Source organism: Desulfoconvexum algidum (assembly GCF_055382125.1).
Genome location: NZ_AP042394.1, coordinates 2,941,070 through 2,963,122, shown reverse-complemented (window position 1 = coordinate 2,963,122; position 22,053 = coordinate 2,941,070). Strand labels below are relative to the sequence as shown.

Genomic DNA, 22,053 nt, shown 5'->3' with positions numbered 1-22,053 from the left:
AACAAATATCGGGGATTATGCTTCAAGACCCGAGTGGGAACTATAACGTGTAAGGCTCTCTTTTTGAAAATTCTTCTGAACACCACATCTGGTATAAACAAATTTTTCAGTTTCCAATTTTAAAATCAATTATATGGGAATTAAAAAATTGGAATTTATAGAAATTCCATTCAACTTGATTGGAGAATAAGTTGAGACCCAAGATGCCTTCTGGCAAACGATAGGGGGAGACCTGGCAATATTGATCTCCCCAGCCTGTGCGGCTGTGAGGCCCCATATTATTGATGTTAAGCCGGACCCTATACCGTTAGTAGTATAGGGCCGCAACCCGACCCCGACACTTACCATGAGGTTTATCGAGCCCTGGCATAATCTATTAAGGGGATACAGGGCAGTGGTTGCCGGGAGCTTGATAAAAAATCGGATGTTATGAAGTTATTCAATTTTTATCTGGGTGATTCCTGGTGTTTCTCCGCCTGGGTCATGCGTTCGTAGAACTCATAGCTCATTGTACCGCCCCACGGGTCAGGATCGCAACCGTCCCGATCTTTCGGTCCCCAGTAATTACAACCGAGTGGGTTCCCCCGGATACAATCGGTCCCACAATCCTGGCAGTCTCGATTTGGTATAGCCGTTGAACCACCTGGGCGAGATTTATGCCCTTGGCCTTGTCTTTTGTCAATGTGTCTGTAAGCTCATATACTAAGCCGCCTGACCGTCTGGTCCTTGTCATAAACCCTCACCTTCTATTTCACCAATCATGCCTACAGACCTCCTCTGCTATTGGTATATCTACTGGTGCTAAGTCCAATTCCAAGAGTTTATTAATCGGCACCCAAGATACACGGTGATGTTCCTTGGCAAATGGTTTACCATTGATAATCTCAACTTGATAACAATATAGTTCATATGGTTTGCCTTTGACCTTAAACTTGTTGGAAGAGACCAATCCGAGGACATTAGTATCCACATCAAGCTCCTCCATCAGTTCTCTTCTCAGGGCCTCTTGATGGGATTCTCCGATTTCAACCTTACCGCCCGGGAACTCCCATTTGCCATCCAAAGCCTCACACGACCGTTGAGCCATCAATACAAGACCACCACTATAAACTATGCCTCCGACGACATCCTGTAATGTATATTCTATATTCATTGTGTCAGACCTGTAGCAACATACACAAAGATTGTAAAGCAGGGAATTATGATTCATTTGATCAACTTTCTTTAAGGCCTAAAAATGGCAAACAACCGGCACCCCAACAAAGAAAATTGGGACACTGGCGGCTGATCAATTCCGGGGAGCTCGATCACGACATTTACCATGGGGTCTATCAGGCCCTGACTGGAGCTATTAAGGTATGATGACCAGGGCGGTCGATTTTGTTTTCAACGAAATATATTATAAAATATATAGTGAAAGATTGGCTTGTGACAGGGGTTGAGGGTTATATAGTTGAATCAAAAACTCAAACCTGAAAAAGTGTCATATACTACATATGTGGGGGTGCCCAAAGTTTGTCTGAACTGAGTCTTTAAAATACCAGTTCACTCCGTTAGTTTTCAGCCGAGGCCCCATATAAATAAACAATATAATCGTTTTTTAACCATCTAAAACGACAGTCTTTTTTTGAAATTTGATTGATCCATTTAAAATCAATTAAAAAAGGAATTCGCCATTTTTACAGAATCAAAATAGAATTTTGGAAGGTTTGATTCAAACGCTGTGCCAGAGATAGAATCAAATAAATTACTTTCCCAATCGCCTCTTTCAAATTTGGTTACTATTTCCAATATTTTACTAAACTTTTTATCCTTTCCAAGAAGTGCTTTACTCATTTTTTCAGCCAAAGAAATATTATCTAAAATATTTTCCATGTCACGATCCAAAATGGCATCCATGCTTGAAAAAAGCCCCAAAGTAAATAACTCTTCAGTTGAAAAATCAGTTTTTAAAATTGACCCGCAACGCTCGCACATTCTACCTCGTATTAAAGAATTTCTTATCAGTTCATTGGGTTTTGCTTCAGATAAATCTGAAATAATAACAACATTGATAAATTTTCGAAGCTCTTCTGTTCCAAGATACGCCATTGCATCTTTGACAGTTCCAATAGGATTCGCCCTCTTGAAATAAGCTGAATTGATAAATTTCAAAAGTTTATATGATGCGGAGACATCTTTTTTTATGAAAGCTTCTATTTTTTTTAAATCAAGTTCATTTCGGTTGACTTCTTCAATTAACCTTAATTTTGAAATCTGATTCGAAGTGATTGATTTTTTGGAAAGAATTTCAGGTTTGCAGAAAAAATAGCCCTGGAACAATGTAAATCCCATTTCCTTTGCTTTTTGGTATTCCTCGTATGTTTCAACTTTTTCTGCAAGGAGCATGATATCATATTTTGCTTTTATGTTTTTTACAATATCAACGAGACTATTCAAAGGTGTTTCGATTAAATCAAATTTAATAATCTTACATAATTCAATCAATGGTTTAAATTTTTCATGATAAATAAAATCATCCAAAGCGATATCAAGTCCGTGTTCTTTGAATTCTTTTAAGGCAGAAATAATTTCGTCATCAGGTTCTACATCTTCTAAAACCTCAACAATTATATGTTCTTGGGGAAGTGACAGTGGTATTTTTTGTAGAATCAAGTTTTTTGTAAAATTGACTAAACCCGGTTTATTACCCAAAATTTCTATTAGTTCAAATGAGAAGAATGTATTAGATAAAACATTTGATGTTGCAACGTCCCCATCAATATTTGGAAATGTGTTTTCCAAACCTTGTCGGAATAAAAGTTCATATCCAAAAATTTTCTTTTGTAAATCAAAAATAGGTTGTCTGGCTACAAATACTTCCATCAATAATCTCCTCAAATTACTATTTTTATTCGCCAATTACTTTATCAAACAGGAGCACAAGTCAACAAATACCTGTTTATTGTACTTTCCCTGAAGAACATCGGTTTTAATTATTTGTAGTGCATCATAAGGTGTTAAGGCTGCCCTAAATTTTTTATTCCGGTATTCGTGTGGTCTTTTTGCCGTCTTTGATAACTGTGATGATCTGCTCCATTTTTAGTTCTCCTTTATTAAAGAATTAAAATATTTATTTAATTTTAGGTATAGATATTACAAGTTTTGTGCCAGCAATAAAAAAGTAAAAATGCTTGTATTTCAGTCTGTTACATAAGTCATATTTTCTTAATTTTGCGAAATAACTTTAAAAACATGGAGCATATTTGTGGGTAATATTTTCTAACCAACTGAATTTATATATTTATTTTAATATTTTTTGCGGTTTGTCGCAAAAAAGGGACAATCGCAAAAGGGGGAGACTTTAAATGGGTTGAAAAAAAATAGTATAATGGGACAATTCTATCTTGTGAATACCGGAAAAGCTAACGAGGCAAATTCGATAATTTACCGAGCGCTTCTTTTACCAGTCCGGGTTTTTTGAGATTTGTGCTGATACAAGATATGGTATGGATGGATTTTTCAGTTTCAGATTTGAAATTACAATATATAGCCGGAAGCAAAGTCAAAAAAATCAAACCCCCACTAACCTATAATTGGAGAGTAACAGGATTTTGGTCCAGGCCCGGGAAAACAGTTTCCAAGAATCTGCCAAAATGTGATGTATATATTATATACAGGAATACGCAATAATGGCTTACAATGCCGTTCTTGGCTCATATAATTGAATCCAAAATTCAAAGTTTAAAAAAGGCCAGATACCATATGTTGGGGTTTCCAAATTTTGTCTGGACTGAGTCTTTAAAATACCAGTGAGGGCAGTTTATTTCTATCTGAAAACCAATATAGATAGATTAAATCTATTTAATCCAACAAGAACATAAATCAATAAATACTTGTTTGTTGTACTTTCCTTGAAGTACATCCTTTTTTATAATTTGCAATGCGTTATAGGGGGTCAATGCTTCTCGAAAAGATTTGTTGCTATACTTAAGCGGTTCGTAGCTATCAATAAGGCCTATAACCTGTGCTTCAAATGAAATATTTTTTGTCCCACTGGGATATCCGCTGCCATCTAATAATTCATGGTGTTCAAGGGCGGTCATTGCTACAGATTTATCAAAAACTGAATGAGATTTGATTTTTTTATAACCTCTGGTAGTATGAGTTTTAAGTTCTTTAAATTCTTCTTCTGTAAGCTGATCATTTTTTTCAATTATTTTTTTATCAATATAGGAAGTGCCTACATCATGTAGGAGGGCACAAAGGCCAAATTTTCTAAGTTCATCATCAGAATATTTTTTAAAAAAGCAATATTGAGCAGTTAGAGTTAATACATTTACAGAGTGTTCAATGATTTTTGGGCTATTGCTGTTTATTGAAGTCAAGGCATCTAATAGCTCTGGGGTCTTTTTTGCATTATAAAACAAGATTTCTATTGTTTCCGGTAGAGTCGATAGAATTCCTTCAAGAGGGTTCTCCAAAGCTTCTTCAACAATTTGGCAAAGACATTGTTTTATAGTCTTTATTCCTTTTGACGATATGGCTTTTGCCATTTTTATATTGAGTACAGACAGTAAAGTATTGGTAACAGAGTTTTCATCCTCTTCTCGAATAAAAAATCTTGAAGGCATTTCCTTCTCAAGTATGCCTTCTTTAATTTCATCTCCACCTTTTTTAAATAATACTGCTTCTCCATCTTTTGAAATATAATATAAAGGGAATTTATTATAAAATTCGATATGTGATTTTTTTACTGGTATTAGACCTGATGTTTTTTTAATTTTATCAACCATGGAATTTCTACTTATCAATTGAATATACGATGAATTTATCACTTGAGAGGTCAGCCCTATTCTTATAAAAAATAATATTCAGCTAATATCAAAAGTTTATGAAGTTATCAATCAAGAAATAGAAACCAATAGTTTTTTGACCAGTCCGAGTTTTTTGAGATTTTCCCAAATACCACATCTGGTATAGACAGTTTTTCTACCCTTGGACTTAAAAATCAATTATATGGGAATGGGAAGAATTAAATTCATCAAGAGTCCATTACCTTATATTGGAGAAAAAGTTTAAGCAAAACACCCACAATTTCCTTCCAAAACCTTCATGATGTCTTCGGGCGAGGGGCGTCTTAACGGGCTCCCCTTTTTTTGCCTAAAATTTACCTTCTCCCCCACATCCGAAAGGATTTTTATTAATCAATTTTGATCCAAAAATAAAATCATCCTTCTCAGCAACCAAACCTAATCACCCACTATTTATTTTAAGAACTCAAACGCCGTAAGGCTCTATATTGAGGCGGGGTCTATTCCAGAACCGGCATGGCACAAAGAGTAGGTATTCAAAAGTTCCGCCAGCTCCACTGTTGAATCCTCACTCTTTGTATGCCATTCCAATTCATCCATGCGCCCTGGTCGCTGATTGATGTTGCCAGCGGCCTTTCCCGGAGGGTTTTATCGGCAGGAGCCTTTAAATCAGGCATTAAGGTAGAAAAATCATAGAAATAATCAAAGGAGCTGCCGCTCATATTAGTGGGGATCATGACCCCATAGATTGTCGGACGATAAGCCGCCGTGATTATTCTTTTCTTTTGATAACAGGATTGGGTGTTTTAGTCTTCCGCTTAAGATAAGGATACTTTTCTTTATGCTGGACTGGATCAGTTTCTTGTTCAATATTCGGTTCTTTTTGGGCTTCAATTACAGTTGCCTTTTCAGGCATGGCCGGATTTGTTTCTTTCTCAGGGGCAGTGATGGTTGTTTTGATTGTAGGTGCTTTAATGGGTTCCGGAACGACAGGATCAGTTTTTGATTGCCTTGAAAAAAAGAAAAAAAGAAAAACCAGTATCAAACCTCCCACTGCAAGATAGACCAGCCATGGATATTTCCCCTTTTTCTGGAAAATATCGGTATTCCCTTTTGAAGAAGTAACGTCAGCCAGAAATGAGGGGGGCGGTGTCCCTGTTTTTGGGATCCCCGGAGCTGTGATGAAATTATCACACAGGCAGTCAATGGCCTTGAGCACGGATTTGACGGACAGAGTTGATGATTTTTCCTGAAGTTTTTTAACTGCATCCTTTTCAAGGCTGAGTTCTCCATGGACAGAAATTTTTGCCACCTGGGCCATTAAGATCTTGAAACGGTTTTCACTGCCACAAGTACCTGCAACATAAGCAAGGTAAATAAATGGTTCCCACATGGTCACAGCGTTTATGCCGACCATGGCAACAATACTTTTAATCCACCATTTTACAGCCTGGTTCAAATTTCCTGTTTCATATTCTAAAAACCCGAATCTCTCGTATAAAAGAAATTTATTTATTGAACGCTTTAGCCCGGATACCAACGTTTTCCGTGCCGCATCATTCTGCCCGTTTTTTTGAAAAATGGTGGCTTTCCAGGCATAGATAAAATCAAAATCAAGAAACGCATCCTTATTTGCATCCAGAATAGACCAGGCATCTTCTAACCTATTTTGCTTCACAAGTCCGGGAACATCTTTCAGGCCTTCAATCTGCGACCAGGCCCGGTCATCCTTGCCATCGGCAAATTGAATGGAGAAACAATCGTCAACATATGCATCTCCGGTCGGTGCAAGCGGCTTGAATCTTATTGATTTTTGTTTAGGGGGGGCAGTCATATCCGGTTTGCTCATAATATTTGTCAAGGAAGGATAGCCTTGCTGTTCTGCTATTGAGATTATTGGCTTGGTGTCTGATTTTCAATATCATATATCAAGTTATTCGCAAGCAGATTTTTTTAAAATCCTGATGACCGGAAGAGACAACCGTTTGGGCCACCTTGGCTTTGATCGTCATTTAACACGCCAGCATTGCGTAGAATTATTTTAACAAGGGTGTTGGAGTAGGCAACCTGGGGAATATGTAAACTAACCGGTTGCTGTGTTTTTTTATATTGATAAGTTTAATCTGAGAGCTTGCTCCTTTGATCAATTTTAATTGATATAATTGAATTTTGAACTCATGTTTTATCTTTTTTAAACAACAGCCACAGCATCAGGCCGATAAAGATAAAAACACTAATATTGAGCAGCGTATCAATCAATTTATCCATCTACTTCACCTATATCCTCTTTGAGTGCCTTTACCAGGCAAACCACCAACACCAGAACAATAAATACAAACGGCCCAGCGCTCATGGCAATTATCTGGCGTACGGCATCCACGCTGTTGGAAAGAATCATGGCAAGTCCTAATGCCCCGAGAATACCCCCCCAGATCAGTTTTATTTTAACAGCCGGATTTTGAGAACCACCCTCGGAAAACATGGAGAGCACATAAGCGGCGCTGACCACGCTGGTGACAATAAACAAAAAGGCAGCGATGATGGTCACGATAATGGTAATCGTCGAAAGCGGGAGTGTATCCAGAAGAAGAAAGGTTGTTTGATTTATTCTGGTTTCAACGACTACCGGATCGATTTTGGAGGCTGCTCCCTGGTAAAATGCCAGACCACCGAAAATACCGAACCAGAAAATTGAAAAAACCGTGGGGGCAAGCAATACACCGGCAATGAACTCTCGAATGGTACGGCCACGGGAAATCCTGGCAATAAAAACCCCCACAAAAGGTGCCCAGGCCAGCCACCAGACCATGTAGTTTAGGGACCAGGCACTGAACCAAGCCCTGACGTCCTCATCAAAGAAGGTATACGTCATAAACCCATGGGGGATAACTTGCGTAAAATACTGCCCGATCGCCTCAACGATGCCGTTCATTAGAAAAGACGTTGGCCCGACTAACAGCAGATAGACCATCAGGCATACGGCGAGACCTACAGCAATATTTGAAAGCAACGCCATTCCTTTGCTCAAATCCATTGTCAGCGGTACCATGTATACGACAAATAAAATACCAAAAATGATCAGCGAGTATCGCATACCCGCCATATCAATTTTAAACAGAGCCGCTATGCCGTCCTGAACCTGGAACACACCCATGGCAACAGAACCGGCCAAGCCGATTGCAATGGCATAAATGGAAAGAAGATCCATCAACCATCCGATACGCCTTGGCAATGGCCTGTCACCAAAAACACTTACAAGGGGCGCACTGATCAACTGGGGAGTCCCCCGGCAAAATCCAAAATAAGCGATCACCAGAGCTGTTAAACCGTAAATCGCCCAGGCGTGGAGTCCCCAATGGAAATCGGTGAGGAACATGGCCATGGAGGCAGCTTTTCCAGGGTCCACACCATTTCGGCTGATGGCCAGGTAATGGGATATCGGCTCGGCCGCACCGTAAAATAAAAGTCCAACGCCCATGCCGGCCGCAAACATCATAGCCATCCAACTGGTTGTCGAAAATTCAGGTGATTCGCCCTCTTTTCCCAGCACCACCTTCCCGTATTTTGAAACAGCAAGTGCGATACTCGAGATGAGCATGATGCTTGCTGTCAGCATGATAAACCAGCCACGGCTTCGAAAAGCGATCTCTACATAATTGGCGGCAAAACTGGTAAGTCCCTGAGTGTCAACTATGCCCCAGATAGCCACCCCGATAGTCATCGCAACTGCAACAGCTAAAAGTGGATTTTTAAACACACAAGCCCCTCAAAATTTCCCCCGACCCCTTAGGTTCGGGTATTTACATCCATAATTATTTCTATTCAACGGACTAATTATTAAATCGGTATAACAAATTTTACCATTAAAATTTCAAAACCACCAGCTAAACTATTATAACAATTATCGGTTTCGCCATGGCCCAGCCGGTAATACATAATAGATGTGCAAAGCAAAGAAAGATTTAATTATATGGGAAAATACATCTCCAAATTAATTAACATTCCATTACCTTTTATTAGAACAGATTTTACTCCAAGCCTCGGAAAATATTTTTCCAGAATCGGCTAAAATGTTATATATACACCTAAATCTGTAAGAATTTTTATTATGATGCCTTTGGTCCATTTGAATTAAATTTTTCTGTTTTCTCGGGTTAAAGGCAATAAGATTAGGGGTCCTCCAAATTATCCCAAGATATCGTTCGCTATGTTTCAAGATATGGATTTCAGAATCATAAGGAACTCCATGTAAGTTATACTGAACATTAATAATAGTAGGGGTATCGGCATTTCCGATCTTAATTGCAGTCTGGACCCTCTTGTAGCAGCGCAAATCCAGATAGGCGAACACACAAACACCCCGATCAACAATTTCGTCTTTGGTGGACAATACAATACCGTGTTGATCAATTAGGATGAAATTGTCTGGTGGCCGGCTTGGGTTGGGGTAATGGGAACTATTTAAAAATTTATTTTTATGTTTTTGTATTAGACGATCCAACATGACAGCTCCGTTAAATAACAATTGGACATTTATCATCGTTTTGGCTACTTTTGAAATTGAAATGAACTCGAACGTTTTAAGAGGTCTATAATATCTACATCTATCTTTCATTATGGATTGGCGAATGAACAATATTGGCCCAAAGGAGGATTAAGCTTTTTTATCATAATGCTTGCAAAAAACGTTCCTGTCCTTTTGATATCTGAACGTCATATTTGATTATATTTACAGCCATTTAAAGTGTTTTTTTTCCTATGGAATAAATGTGTTATTGTTACAATAAATTCATGCAATCGAGAAAAAATATACATACCCACAAAATATATTATGATTCTATATTTTACGATTTTCGTATAATTTTAGTGTGGTGACCAGTGTGATAAAATTTGAATATTTTCAGAAATATGATAATTGAAATATATGAGAAAAACCAAAATAAAATTCCCAAATCTTCCATTACGTTATATTGGACTTAACCGGATTTTGGTTCAGGCCCCGGAAATTATGTTTCAAGAATCTGCTAAAATGTGCTCTATATAAGCATTAATCTTTATTGTTGATAGGCGCACACGACGTTGTGTTTGGTACATTTTCGCTTGATCTTTTATGTTTATTCGGCTAACTGAAGTATAATCTATTACCCACAAAAGACTGTAATAAGGATTTGCTTATGGGACCTTCCTCGGAAAAAAGAAGAGATCAAAGATATATAATTACGTCTCCGATGGACCTATACCGTATGGATAATAAAGACAACCGTTATGACGCAGAGATGATTGATTATTGTAATAAAGGTCTATCCCTGAGGACCAATGAAAAATTAGTTTTAGGGGAATCCGTCTATGTTGAGGTAAAAAATTGTGACACCAATGTTCCCACCTCTATAAAAAAACAAAGTTACAGCGGAATAGTCAGATGGGGAAAACGATATTCGTCAACCAATGATAGAGCTAACGGTCTTTACAAATATGGGATCGAATTATCAACAAATAATCATTGATAATTCTAAAATGGTAGGGCCGAGGGGCCACCACTTATCCCCAGAAATAAGGAGTCCTGATATTTGAGATACACTTTCCAACAGTTCAAACCCGAAAAATAATTGTTCAGAATCGGCGAAAATGTTTTTGATATATTATTAACTGGAATCTGGAAGAATGGCTGTAGATGATGCCTGCGGTTCATATAGTATAATCTGAGTATTCAGAAATTAAACCCATTCCACCACAAGATATTGAATTAGGTTTTAATTTAAAAATCAAAAGAATGCTCCAGTTATTATGCAATTGCTAAAAAGTTTGAAGGGCAAAAGCTTTAACTATTATTCTTGGACATAACTTTACTTTTTATCCAGCACTTTTCGAATAGTCTGTGCTGTTTCCTGCATGTCTATTGGTTTCATGACATAGGCTGCCAAACCCAGTTCTTTAGCCTTTTCTTCATCAACAAGGTTACTGTGACCTGTACAGACGATGATGGGAATATCTTTTCTAATGTCCATCAGTTTTTCAGATAATTTAACACCCGTCATCTGGGGCATTGTCATGTCAGTTATGACAAGATCGAAATGATCAGGGTTTAAGCTGAATCGCTCCAAAGCATCTTGCGGTGTTGTGGCTGTTTCAATTTTGTATCCCAGACGCTCAAACATCCTTTGCACCATTTTTGTAATGGATATTTCATCATCCACAAATAATATGGTCTCACTTCCCCTGGGAATATCCTGAGTAGTCTGGGCTTCAACCATTGGTTTTTCTGTAGCCAAAGGAAAAAGTATGCTGAATTTAGTGCCTTTACCCTGGCTGCTGTCAACGGCAATGGCTCCTCTATGGCTCTTGACAATGCCGTGCACCACGGCCAACCCCATACCGGAACCTTTGCCGACTTCCTTGGTTGTAAAATAGGGATCAAAAATTTGATTGATGATCTCAGTATCTATGCCCGGGCCTGTATCGCTTATCATTATCTTGATATGATTGCCGCTTTTCAAACCAGGATAGTCTCTGGCTGAATTATAGTCCAAAACTACCTTTTCAACAGTGACGTTAAGATCTCCGCCGGTTTGTTCCATGGCGTGGGAAGCATTGATGCACAGGTTCATTATAATCTGGTTGATCTGGGTCGGGTCGGCAAGAATCATTTCTTCAGTGGCTATAATATCCCGGTGAATATTTATGGTGGTTGGAATCGTTGACCGCAAAAACTTGAGTGCATCTTTAATGACTGAAGCAATTTGAATGGGTTGCAGTTTCTGGTCGGTTTTACGACTGAAACTTAAAAGCTGCTTCACAATATTTTTTGCCCTGAAACTGGCTATTTTAATCTCTTCAAGGCTGGCATGAGCAGAATTCCATTTTGGGACATCATCTAAAGCCAGCTCCGTGTTTCCAAGAATAATAGCCATTATATTATTAAAATCGTGGGCAATGCCTCCAGCAAGAGTACCTATGGATTCCATTTTTTGTGACTGCCGAAGCTTTGATTCAAGTTTCAATCTATCACTTATATCCCTTTTTACCGCCACATAATTTATGATCTCTCCCTCTTTTGAGAATACTGGAGATATTGTGACCTCTTCTGTATATTCAGAACCATCCTTTTTTTTATTGATTAATTGTCCTGACCAGATGTTACCTCCTGATATTGTATTCCATAATTCTTCATAAAATTGTGTGTTGTGGGCACCGCTTTTTAATACACGAAGATCCTTCCCAAGAACCTCTGCATTTTCATAACCAGTGATTTTTTGAAAAGCAGGGTTAACATAATTTATGATTCCAGTAGTATCTGTGATTACGATTGTATCCGAAGAATTATCCATGGCTAAAGCCTGACGTTTTAGATTTATCTCATTCTTCTTTTTCTCTGTGATATCATTCATGACTATTAGCCCGACATCACCTAAAGGCACCATATAAAATTCACACGTACGTCTTGTTCTATCCTTTATAGTCAAATCCCATATTTGCATTGCGATATCGGTATTATTCTTTTCTGCGTATTCAATCGCATTTGCCCAAGACTGTTGAACCCTATCTCGATAGGTCTTGTCTGGGTAGGCCATCTCCCACCATTTTTCTGCTGTTGATACATCCTTTGACGTATAACCAAACAATTCTGTAAATTTATCATTGAAGAAAGAAATGTCTTGATTTATATCGGTTATAACCATTGGGAGAGGCGACTTCTCAATCATTTTTCTGAATCGTTTTTCACTATCCTTTAAAACTAATTCGATGCTTTTTCTTTGACTAATCTCTGATAGAAGAGATTTGTTTGATTTAGCAAGGTTTTTTGTTCTTTCCTCCACTTTCTGTTCGAGATGAGTTTTTTGTGTCACCGATTTTTGAATTAATGTTAATATTAAAAGGAGGAACCCTAATCCACAACCCCATATGAGCACTCGGTTTGATATGGGAGGAGACGTCGATCCTTTAACTCGGCCGATAGCCATAGTCCAGTGGGTATCCCCTACTTGAATTTTTTTTTCTTGTAAGGCATCAAACTCATTATCTTGTCCGTAAAAGACCCATTCTTTGCTGTCTGTCAAACGGAAAGAAAATCGATGCAACTCTATTTCAGAAAAAGCTTCTTCGATAAGCGTTGAGACATCATAAACACCTATTGCCAGTCCTATGAATTTGCTTTGAATAAATATTGGTGATCGGACGACAATCCCTGAACCTCCCTCTCGTAGAGCAAAAGGTCCTTGAACCGATGCATATTTTTGAGCTATTGCTTTTTTTACAAAGGGTCCTCGCTTAGGATCTTCAATTAAGTTCAAGGGTTTATTGATTATAGTTTTATTGCCTTTTACTGGGAATGTATAGGTTATCAAAGTTTTTGAGTCAGCAAATTGAAGCGTTCGGATAGTGCGATTCGTATTTATAATATGATTGGAAAACTCTGCAAATTCTTTAAATTTTGTATCAGGATACATGGCAAACAATGCCACAATAGTTTCAACAGCATTAAGTCTTGGTATAATGGAATGCTCCAAACGATTCTTATAGAATTTTGCAGTAACAGCCAGTTCGTTTGTCATCTCTTCTCGCCAGGAGTTCACCTGCCATCGGTCAATTCCTAATAAGAAAATAATACCAATTAAAGTTATCACAATTAAAGAAATTTTTCTCATGGTAGCCTTAAATATAGTAAATAGAAATTTATTTCAATTTACATTCAAAAATCCTACAATGCAAAGAATTTCTTTTGCTCCTGATTTATGGTATCAATAGTCACGAGTCAAATTCGACAAATTACCGAGCGCTTCTTTCACCAGTTCGGGCTTTTCAAGATTTGCTCTGATACAAGATATGGTATGGATGGATTTTTCAGTTTCTGATTTGAAATTATACTATATGGGGAAAATTAAAATCAAAAAAACCAAAATCACATTCAACTAAATTGGAGATACATTTGACAGGCATTTTCATTTTTTTTGCAAGCCGGAAACTCAACCGTACTTGCATCATGGGAAAGCGACTCCCACTAAAATTTTAATGATGTATTGTTCTGGTATCCTAAACTATTCCAAGCGTTGAATACTCCACAATCGGATACTAATTGTTGAGTCGGAAAAATCGGAAAACTCAATTTTTTATATTAAAGAGTTGAATATTGAAGGATGCGTTTGATTAAAATTGTCAGAAAATATAAATGAATTTAACGCTTAAATCACCTGCCGACGATGGAGGTCGGATGATTTTGCCAGTTAGGTTTGTTGGTGTTAGGTCTCATCATGGCTGTGCCCCTGGGGTAACAAAATACTCTCCATAGCCCCAAGACTGACGAGAGGGGAATGTAATGGTGTTGCCTTCAACATAAGGCTTTTCCATCAATTCAAGAATAAGTGCTGTATACTCTTTACCCACTTTTTTTTCTATACATTCATTGAACACTTTATCAGCCTCTTTTCTATCTTTTGTACTACCACCATAGTAATAAGCTTGGTCGTATTTAACGCAGCATTCACGCCAAGGCATAGTGGAACCAAACTTAGATTGTAAGGGTTCTAATTTGCTGTAGTTAGAGGATGTAATAAAGCCACACCCATCAGAATGTATATCAGGATCAAATGTTGGGATACCCTTTAATGCAGCATAAATGCGTTTTTTGTTTATCATAGTCTGATCATACTCAGGTAGTTCATTTGCGGAATGTGGCTGCTTAATTTCTTGGCGTTCATTTTCTAAATTAACCACCTCGTTTCCTATCGCTTGAGTATTGCTGACAGCATCTTTGGGATTATTTGTCTGTATTTCGTTTGATATTTGATTCTCTGAAAATATCTTGTCCCAGTTGGCAAACAAAGCACTACCGAGCACACCTATCAATCCAATTATGGCAATGACTATTTGAATAGTATATTTGTTGTTCGTTTCATTCATTTTGTTTTTTCCGAAAAAATCATATACGTTGCCTTAAATAAGCTGACAAGTAATTGAGCGGTTGTCAGCATATCACTTTAATATTGATAATTAACCACTTATCTTTAAAAGATGGGGCATATCTGACGATTAAAATAAAAGAAATATAACCATTATCACATATCAGCATCTTTAAAGCATGTAAAGGATTTCAGTAATTCAACTTTGGTGAAAATATAATTTACTCTGGAAGGATCTGTCTGAATGTTCTTTATTGGAGATGAAGTTGATTGCATGATAGGCATCAATTTTGATTCAGAGAACCGGTCATGTATTCTTTTGGTATCCATGACAATTTTGGCGATTGGATACTCCACTTTTGGATACTAATTGTTGAGTCGGGAAAATCGGAAAAACTCAATTTTTTATATTACAAAATGTAATTTGAAGAATGTTTTCTGATGCTGGTTCTGGCTCATATAATTGAATAAAAGATACTATGCACCACCAACAAAAAATCCCGGCAAAATATGCTCGGGTTTTCTGCTCTTTACATTACATAGAATAGTTTTTAACTATAATCAAAATTTCTGCTGTAAATGAGTACTTTTATTTTGAAAATTAAGGTTTTCCCTGATTTACAAAAGATATTTGCAGGAGTATTTTTATATTATGAAATAAAAGGATATTTTTTGGAGAAACCCCATTGCTACTGCATCATCTCTCACACAATAGTCAATTTGATCGGTCGGGTTTGCTGTTTTACACTCTTTCTGGTAACAAGCCAGGGAGGGGGTTGCTTTAGGTTTAGTAATTTATAAAATCTACCGCCAACAAAAAAATATCCAAAATACGACCGGACTTTTTACTAATGATATTGCATAGAATCTTCTGAATTTGAAACAAATGGTTCAAGGGGATAAGCATGAAACAAAACCAATTTAGTGTATTATTATCATTTTTGGTTTTTGTAGTTATTTTATGGATACCAAGCGTTGGAATCACTGGTAAGGAACAAACCGAATGCCATTCCTTCAAGAATTTTTTTTCCATGACCCTAAAGGCGAATGAAGTGGGGTTTATGTTCTTTGGTCCTTGTTCAAGTGTTATTGTTCGAATAGCTGATAAGACAATTCTTTTCGATCCATCGTGCTTGTGTAAAAGTGTGCTGGAAATTCTTAATAAAGAGGGCATAGATCTTATTATTTGTACGCATTCGCACTGGGAACATTTTTCTAAGCAAACTGTTTTGGAGTTGTTTAAGGGATCACAACCCCATATCGCAATTGATCCGAACATGGTTTTAGAACTTAAAAAAGATATTCCTCGTGAAAAACTTATCACCCCAGCACCGGGAAGAATTTATAATGCCGAAAATATTGTAATAGACGCCCTTGAAGGAATGCATATCGGTTCGGAAATGCTCTTCAGGATCACTATTAACGGAATTAAAATATTTCATGGAGGGGATTCCGCCTATGTGCCGCTTCAAACAATGGTGTCAAATCTTGCATTTGTTCCAACAGGTAACCCTTCTCCCACCTGCAATCCAGAATATGCGTATCAGATGATTCACGATATGAAACCGCAAATTGCTGTTCCCATGAATGGGAATGACATTCAGCATGTCACTTTTATGAAATTAATAGAAAAAAACCTTCCGGGTGTAAAAGTTATTATTCCAGAACGATATACTTCGCAAAAAGTATTAATTCAGAAGTAACTCATACAGATACTAAATTCCATTATATGGAAGGCCTTACAATCAAAAGCATCAAGAGTCCATTCAGCTATATTGGAGTTATGTTGCGAGTTGTCGTAACTATCTGATTTTTAAGGGGATTTTAATTATGTTTGTGTAAGTAGATATTGCCTTTAAATTCAATAGGTTATGCGATATTTTAGACTTTTTTAAAATAACTGGCAACATAATAATTTGCTGCATTACATAGGTCACCGTGTCTGGCAATATCCGTTCCTGTCGTGTTCTAACAGTCAAGCCAGTTTTTCGTTTTCCGATTATTCACCCAAAATTTGAACCGCTCAAAATTTTCTCTTTTTATTACTATGTATTTTAGTGTTTTTCTCATTGAATTATTTTGCTCCACTGAAAAAATACATGTATTCATTTTGGCACCCTTGATCTTGTGCAATCAAATTTTAAAACTATCCGATTGCAACAGTATATCCTTATGAGCAGTGATATCAAGCATAAATTTCAACGAATTTCATTAAAGTGGGGCTAAGGGTAATAAAGACTGGCTTTTGGGCCGATAATATCTCTTGTAACGCAACTTCAAATATTAAGGCTTTCCCCTCTTCCAGTACCCGAGATTTTGTAAAAGCCATTACTGGACACTCAGTGTCATTTTCAGGGGCTGAGAAATAGTCTCGATTTTTTGGCTTTTTTAGCCACTTCTGATGATTCTACTTTTTACTTGTTTTCTTGCATTCTATTAATGTAGAACTTCTGCCTTTTTAAGTAGTAGGTATCCGGCATGAACAGATCATGACAATTTTCGCACCTGAGTTTTCGTATTCTCTTTTTCATAGGCCTGGAGCCTCCTCAGGACTATGATCAACCTATACGAAGGGCTGGCGGGGTATTATTCTAAAGAATGGGGCGGGGTCTGGCGGGGTAGCCACTGAAGACATCCTGTCAAAAGCAAAGAAGATGAGAGAGAAAAAATTAAATCCAAAGAAAATACACCTTTTTTTAAAAAAAATAGAAAAAACTCGCAACAAAAAAAAGGCGCAACATAATTGGAGATACATTTGACAGGCATTTTCATTTTTTTTGCAATCCGAAAGTGCAATATAACTTGCATGATTGGCATCAATTAGAATCCAGATTTCCGGTGATGTATTCTTTTGGTATCCATGACAATTTCTGTCGCTGAATACTCCACCTTCGGATACTGATACTTGAGTTTCATTTTACAAAAATCAGCTATTAATTGATCTGCCAGTCAATCCTCAAAACTGAAAGAGAAATCTGACACTTCATACCATGATTGAAGGCTTTAGCATTGCTCATTTGTTACACGCTATCATGCGAATACATGATTATTGTGATAATCAATTTAAGATGCAGGAACCTTTTACTCTGACTGTTTTCTATTACTGGTGTCAACTGGTCAAAGTGCCCAAGCCAGCGCTGCAATTGACAGTTTGATTGAAACGGATAATTCGAGTGGCCTGGAACTCTATTGGTATCTGAAAGCTTTATTTAAACATATTCCTGAATCATGATTTCCCGCCACCCCAGCCAAGCCCCCCTCCACTATCAATGCACCAGGTGCCCCAGAATGAGAACGAATTCAACTATATTTTAGAAAAATAGATGGCAGTGTCCCTTTTCCAGTCATTCGAATAGGGGGTCATGCCTGATGGGATACCCATCAAAGTATCCTTAATACTTAAAATAATTGCTTCCATTTTTGGGGAACTTCCAAAAGTTGATACCCTGAAAGAGTTTGGATCTATGAATTCGATATTTGATTTAACCTGTTCTCCAGTAGAGCTTTTTAAACTAAATTTGCCATGACTCATGGAGTAAGAGGCCTTACCCATTTTAAGGGTTGGTAGCAGGGATTCCCCGTCTGTGACTATATCGAATGAAGTTCGACCAAAATAAAAAATGGGCTCATATTTAAAATTCGCACGATGATATTTGCCATTTCGTTCAAACCCTGAAATTTTCCAGTTACCCTCTATAGAATGGGGCTTCTGGTTATTTTGAGTTGGCACATCCACAACAAAAACTATTTGTTTTTGGGCATCTACCAAAAAGCCATTTAAAAGTTCAGCTTGTTCAGAAGTAAGCGTCTTAAGTCTTAAATATTGTTCAATATCTTTTTCATAGCCATTTAAAGAGGCCATAAACGAAACATAGACTTGTGTTCTGTCTGAAAAATTTCGCATATAGGCTTTAGTTATATAGTATTGATCAATATCTATATTTTTTGAGTAAAAAGCGTTTTGCTCGTTGGCATTCGGACTTATCAATTGGACAAATGTTTTCCATTGTTTGCCTGCTAATTCAATGGAGCCTTGATCTATTATAACTCCATTTTCCCCTTCTTTTATCTTTAGAGGTAGCCAATGTCCTTTATTCCCTGATGCAATTTTTTTTAATAGGATGATAGCGAGTTTTTTGTTTCCGGCGTTAAATAAATGATATTCTTGAGTATATTTATTAATGTTGTTTTCTTCATTTGTTTCCAATTTTCCGGAATATCTCAAACTTTTATCTATCGATAATTCAAGATTTGGATTTGTGGATAAAAAAACGTTTTGGGGACTGACATTTACAACGGGTTTCACGCCAACACAACTGCAAAGAGAAAAAAGAATTAAAGCAACTCCCAGTAGTTTTTTCATTTAACACTCCTTTGCGCTTTTATCTTTGGAACTTTTTGATATTAAAAAACGAATTAGCGTATAATTTGAAAGATCAACATCGTGGATGTTATCTTAGCGATTATCAGATTACAAGATGTTTTTTTTCATCCATACGATACTGGCTTGGAGCCAATCTCTTACCCATAAATCTGAATCAGGAGTTGCCACCGATCCAGCCAGCGTCTGATCCAGTATTCCCCTCCCCAGGTTCCGAATTGATAGTACAGAATATTTCCTTTAAAGATTGGTCTTTCGATTTTTTTTATAAAACCATCTTGCTCCAGTTGATTTAAGTACTTTGATATTCGGCTCTGTGAAGTATTCAGGTAATGCGCTAACTTATCCACCAGCAAGAAGCTTTGGATATAGCTATTCCCCTGATATAGTTTGAAGAACTTGTGACGACATATTTTATACTCACGATTCCTTTAAAAGGTAAAGACCAAAATCTGAGGTTCTGCTCTTACCTGGTGAAAACAAAGGGTTCCGTGGGAACCCTTTTGTGTGAGTCAACAGAACCGACCGCCACCACATCAACCTCCTCCCTTGAATTATTCTATTACATCATTTCGCATTATATATTGTGGTTGTAGAAGATTCCACATGTGATTCAGAAATCAAATTTATACATAATTTAGCGTGCGGTTTGAGAGTTAACAATACTTGCATTAATCTTGATTCTTCCAATGTTCAACAATTCAAACGGTATCTTTAAGTTTTTTAACAAATTGCATTACCTTATTGCCTGTCATATGGGGGAGGGGGCTCTGGTTGAACCCATAAGGGAGCCACGCAAGCACTGGCCTGGTACAAAAAAAGCTTCACACATCAGAAAATCCCATTTTCATACATATTGGATAGGGAAGGGGAGCAAAACACCTATGTCAAATTGATTCCACCGGTTCCTGTTAATATTGGTGATGAACCAGTGGTTCCTATTGTGAGACTGGTGAAATGATGGGTTTAGAAGAATCAATAACAAAAAGGATAATAAAGGGGTAATTAAGGGTAAAGGTAAAGATTTAAACACAATTATAATCATTCTTTAAATTATGGGGAGAAAAAAGAAGTTTTAGAGGAGCCTGATAAAATCATTGATATGCCTGGCGAACTTGTCAATTTTCGATTGGGACCTGATAATCCACCTTTTGATACTAAATAAACAAAATAACAATAAAAAGAAGCTCCGGAAGAAATTTCAGGTTTTTTTTGTTTTATCAGAACAAATCACACAGAAAATAGAAAAAAGATAATATTTAAAGAAAATCATCAATAAAAGTGAAATAATAAAAATTATAACAAAAAAGACCATAAAACATAAAAAAGAGAACTTTTTCACGTTTTCTAACCATTTCTATTTTGCCCAACATCGATGCTAAGTCTTAGGTATGACTTAGCATCGTTAGAAACAGTCTAAACCCAAGCAAGTAAACCATCTTCGCCGTTATTCTCATTTTTTCTTTGACTTCGGTTTTTATAAATGCTAAGTTTTATATTAAATTATATAGAGAACTTAGCATTAAATGAAAAAGGAGCTTATCCATGACCAATAATATAAAAAATCCCAATGCACCTCAAAAAGGTGATAAAAATCCGGTTGATCCGATACGGGAAGAATCTGATATAAAAACCCTGATAAAATTTTTAGATGGGAATGTCCGGGATTCCCTTCTTTTTATCCTTGGGATCAATACAGGCATCAGAGTGACCGATATTTTGAAACTTCGTGTTGGGGATCTGAGATATTTAAAACCTGAACAGGTCCACCAATTTATTGAGGGAAAAACCGGAAAGAAAAATATTATCGTGATAAATAAGTCGATCCGGAAAGCTCTGGACAGATTTATTGAAGACCGAAAGCCTGACGACCGAGAGTTCCTTTTCAAGAGTGCGAAGAGAGATCCGGAAGGCCAGCCGCAGCCGATTTCTGTGGGATCTGTTAATAGACTTGTAAAAGGCTGGGCAAAAGCCATCAATATAAAGACCGGCAACTTTGGAGCCAGGACGTTAAGAAAGACCTGGGGATACCAACAACGGGTTAAATTTGGCGTAGGCTTTGAGGTCATTGCAAAGCGATACAATCACAGCTCACCGGCTGTTACCATGCGTTATTTGGGGATCGAGGACAAGGAAGTTCATAATGTTCTCATGAATGAAATTGGATAAAGCATTTGTTTTCATGTATTTTTAAAAAAATACAAAAAACATGAAAACTTTTTGAAATCAAAGAATATTTGGAGCATCTATGTATATTTATCTCGATACGGAAACTACGGGCGTGGATGAAGACGATCACTTGTGCCAGCTCGCATATAAAACGAACAAGGGCCTTGAGGTTAATGAGCTTTTCAAACCTCCTGTCCCGATTAAGTTTGGAGCAATGGCCACTCATCATATTACAGAAAAGATGGTTGCCGGCAAACCGGCCTTTTTAAACCATCAAACAAGATCCGACCTGGTGGAACTTCTCCAGGATCCGGGCAATATCCTGGTAGCCCACAATGCAAAGTTTGATGTTGGGATGCTGGAAAAAGAACAGGTCGAAGTCCCAAGGGCGATCTGCACCCTAAAGCTGATAAAAACTCTTGACTCAGAAGGAGAGATTGAAAGCCACAAACTCCAATATCTCCGCTATTATTACGGGATGGAAATCGAGGCCCAAGCCCATGACGCATGGGGAGATATCCTTGTCCTGGAGCAACTTTTCATCCGCATTTTTAAAGAATTTCAAAAAAAGTATGAAACCCCGGCAGAGATCGTGGCAGAGATGATCCGGATCTCCGAGAATCCGGTCCTTATGGCCAAAATTCCTATTGGAAAACACCGAGGGCTACACTTCCGAGATGTCCCAAAAGATTATTTGCAGTGGGTTGTGAAGCAGGATTTCGATGAGGATCTGCTGTACACGGCAAATTACTATCTTAATGATCAAGGCCAGGCTGGTGATGTTGCAATGTCCGGTGGACGGATGATTTTGAAGTAA

Annotated in this window: 13 protein-coding genes; 4 read left to right on the top strand and 9 right to left on the bottom strand. The window is 37.5% G+C overall.

Going from position 1 to position 22,053, the window contains the following annotated elements; genetic code table 11:
• Positions 1-505: 505 nt before the first annotated feature.
• The 6 genes from ACZ45G_RS13670 to ACZ45G_RS13645 form a co-directional block, all read right to left on the bottom strand.
• Positions 506-733 carry a hypothetical protein gene (locus ACZ45G_RS13670; RefSeq protein ID WP_464179003.1) on the bottom strand — a complete coding sequence of 76 codons (228 nt, stop codon included), beginning with the start codon at positions 731-733 and terminating at the stop codon, positions 506-508.
• A gap of 18 nt (positions 734-751) precedes the next feature.
• Entirely contained in the window at positions 752-1,153 is a 402-nt protein-coding gene (locus ACZ45G_RS13665) for a (deoxy)nucleoside triphosphate pyrophosphohydrolase (protein ID WP_464179001.1), read from the bottom strand.
• Positions 1,154-1,653: 500 nt separating this feature from the next.
• Positions 1,654-2,865: an EAL and HDOD domain-containing protein gene (locus ACZ45G_RS13660; RefSeq protein WP_464178999.1), complete on the bottom strand. Its 1,212-nt coding sequence runs from the start codon at positions 2,863-2,865 to the stop codon at positions 1,654-1,656.
• 974 nt (positions 2,866-3,839) lie between these two features.
• The gene (locus tag ACZ45G_RS13655; protein ID WP_464178996.1) at positions 3,840-4,775 is read right to left on the bottom strand and encodes an HD-GYP domain-containing protein; all 936 of its coding nucleotides are present in this window, start codon (positions 4,773-4,775) and stop codon (positions 3,840-3,842) included.
• A 790-nt stretch (positions 4,776-5,565) separates the two neighbouring features.
• Positions 5,566-6,654, bottom strand: coding sequence for a hypothetical protein (locus ACZ45G_RS13650; RefSeq protein ID WP_464178994.1), 1,089 nt, complete (start codon positions 6,652-6,654; stop codon positions 5,566-5,568).
• Between the two features lie 399 nt (positions 6,655-7,053).
• The gene (locus ACZ45G_RS13645) at positions 7,054-8,550 is read right to left on the bottom strand and encodes a BCCT family transporter (RefSeq protein ID WP_464178992.1); all 1,497 of its coding nucleotides are present in this window, start codon (positions 8,548-8,550) and stop codon (positions 7,054-7,056) included.
• A gap of 1,486 nt (positions 8,551-10,036) precedes the next feature.
• Between ACZ45G_RS13645 and ACZ45G_RS13640 the strand changes: the two genes are divergently transcribed.
• A complete protein-coding gene (locus ACZ45G_RS13640) occupies positions 10,037-10,297 on the top strand; it encodes a PilZ domain-containing protein (protein ID WP_464178990.1) in 261 nt (86 codons plus the stop codon).
• A 339-nt stretch (positions 10,298-10,636) separates the two neighbouring features.
• On the opposite strand, the gene ACZ45G_RS13635 is transcribed toward ACZ45G_RS13640, so the two are convergent.
• Both ACZ45G_RS13635 and ACZ45G_RS13630 read right to left on the bottom strand, forming a co-directional pair.
• Positions 10,637-13,435, bottom strand: a complete 2,799-nt coding sequence (locus ACZ45G_RS13635; protein WP_464178988.1) for a PAS domain-containing hybrid sensor histidine kinase/response regulator — start codon at positions 13,433-13,435, stop codon at positions 10,637-10,639.
• 601 nt (positions 13,436-14,036) lie between these two features.
• Complete coding sequence (locus tag ACZ45G_RS13630; RefSeq protein WP_464178985.1) at positions 14,037-14,687, bottom strand: hypothetical protein; 651 nt, start codon at positions 14,685-14,687, stop codon at positions 14,037-14,039.
• Positions 14,688-15,591: 904 nt separating this feature from the next.
• Between ACZ45G_RS13630 and ACZ45G_RS13625 the strand changes: the two genes are divergently transcribed.
• Positions 15,592-16,389, top strand: a complete 798-nt coding sequence (locus ACZ45G_RS13625; protein WP_464178983.1) for an MBL fold metallo-hydrolase — start codon at positions 15,592-15,594, stop codon at positions 16,387-16,389.
• 1,601 nt (positions 16,390-17,990) lie between these two features.
• On the opposite strand, the gene ACZ45G_RS13620 is transcribed toward ACZ45G_RS13625, so the two are convergent.
• A complete protein-coding gene (locus tag ACZ45G_RS13620) occupies positions 17,991-19,049 on the bottom strand; it encodes a hypothetical protein (protein ID WP_464178981.1) in 1,059 nt (352 codons plus the stop codon).
• Positions 19,050-20,612: 1,563 nt separating this feature from the next.
• Here ACZ45G_RS13620 and ACZ45G_RS13615 point away from each other — a divergent pair.
• Both ACZ45G_RS13615 and ACZ45G_RS13610 read left to right on the top strand, forming a co-directional pair.
• Complete coding sequence (locus tag ACZ45G_RS13615; protein WP_464178979.1) at positions 20,613-21,236, top strand: tyrosine-type recombinase/integrase; 624 nt, start codon at positions 20,613-20,615, stop codon at positions 21,234-21,236.
• 79 nt (positions 21,237-21,315) lie between these two features.
• A complete protein-coding gene (locus ACZ45G_RS13610) occupies positions 21,316-22,053 on the top strand; it encodes a putative quorum-sensing-regulated virulence factor (protein ID WP_464178977.1) in 738 nt (245 codons plus the stop codon).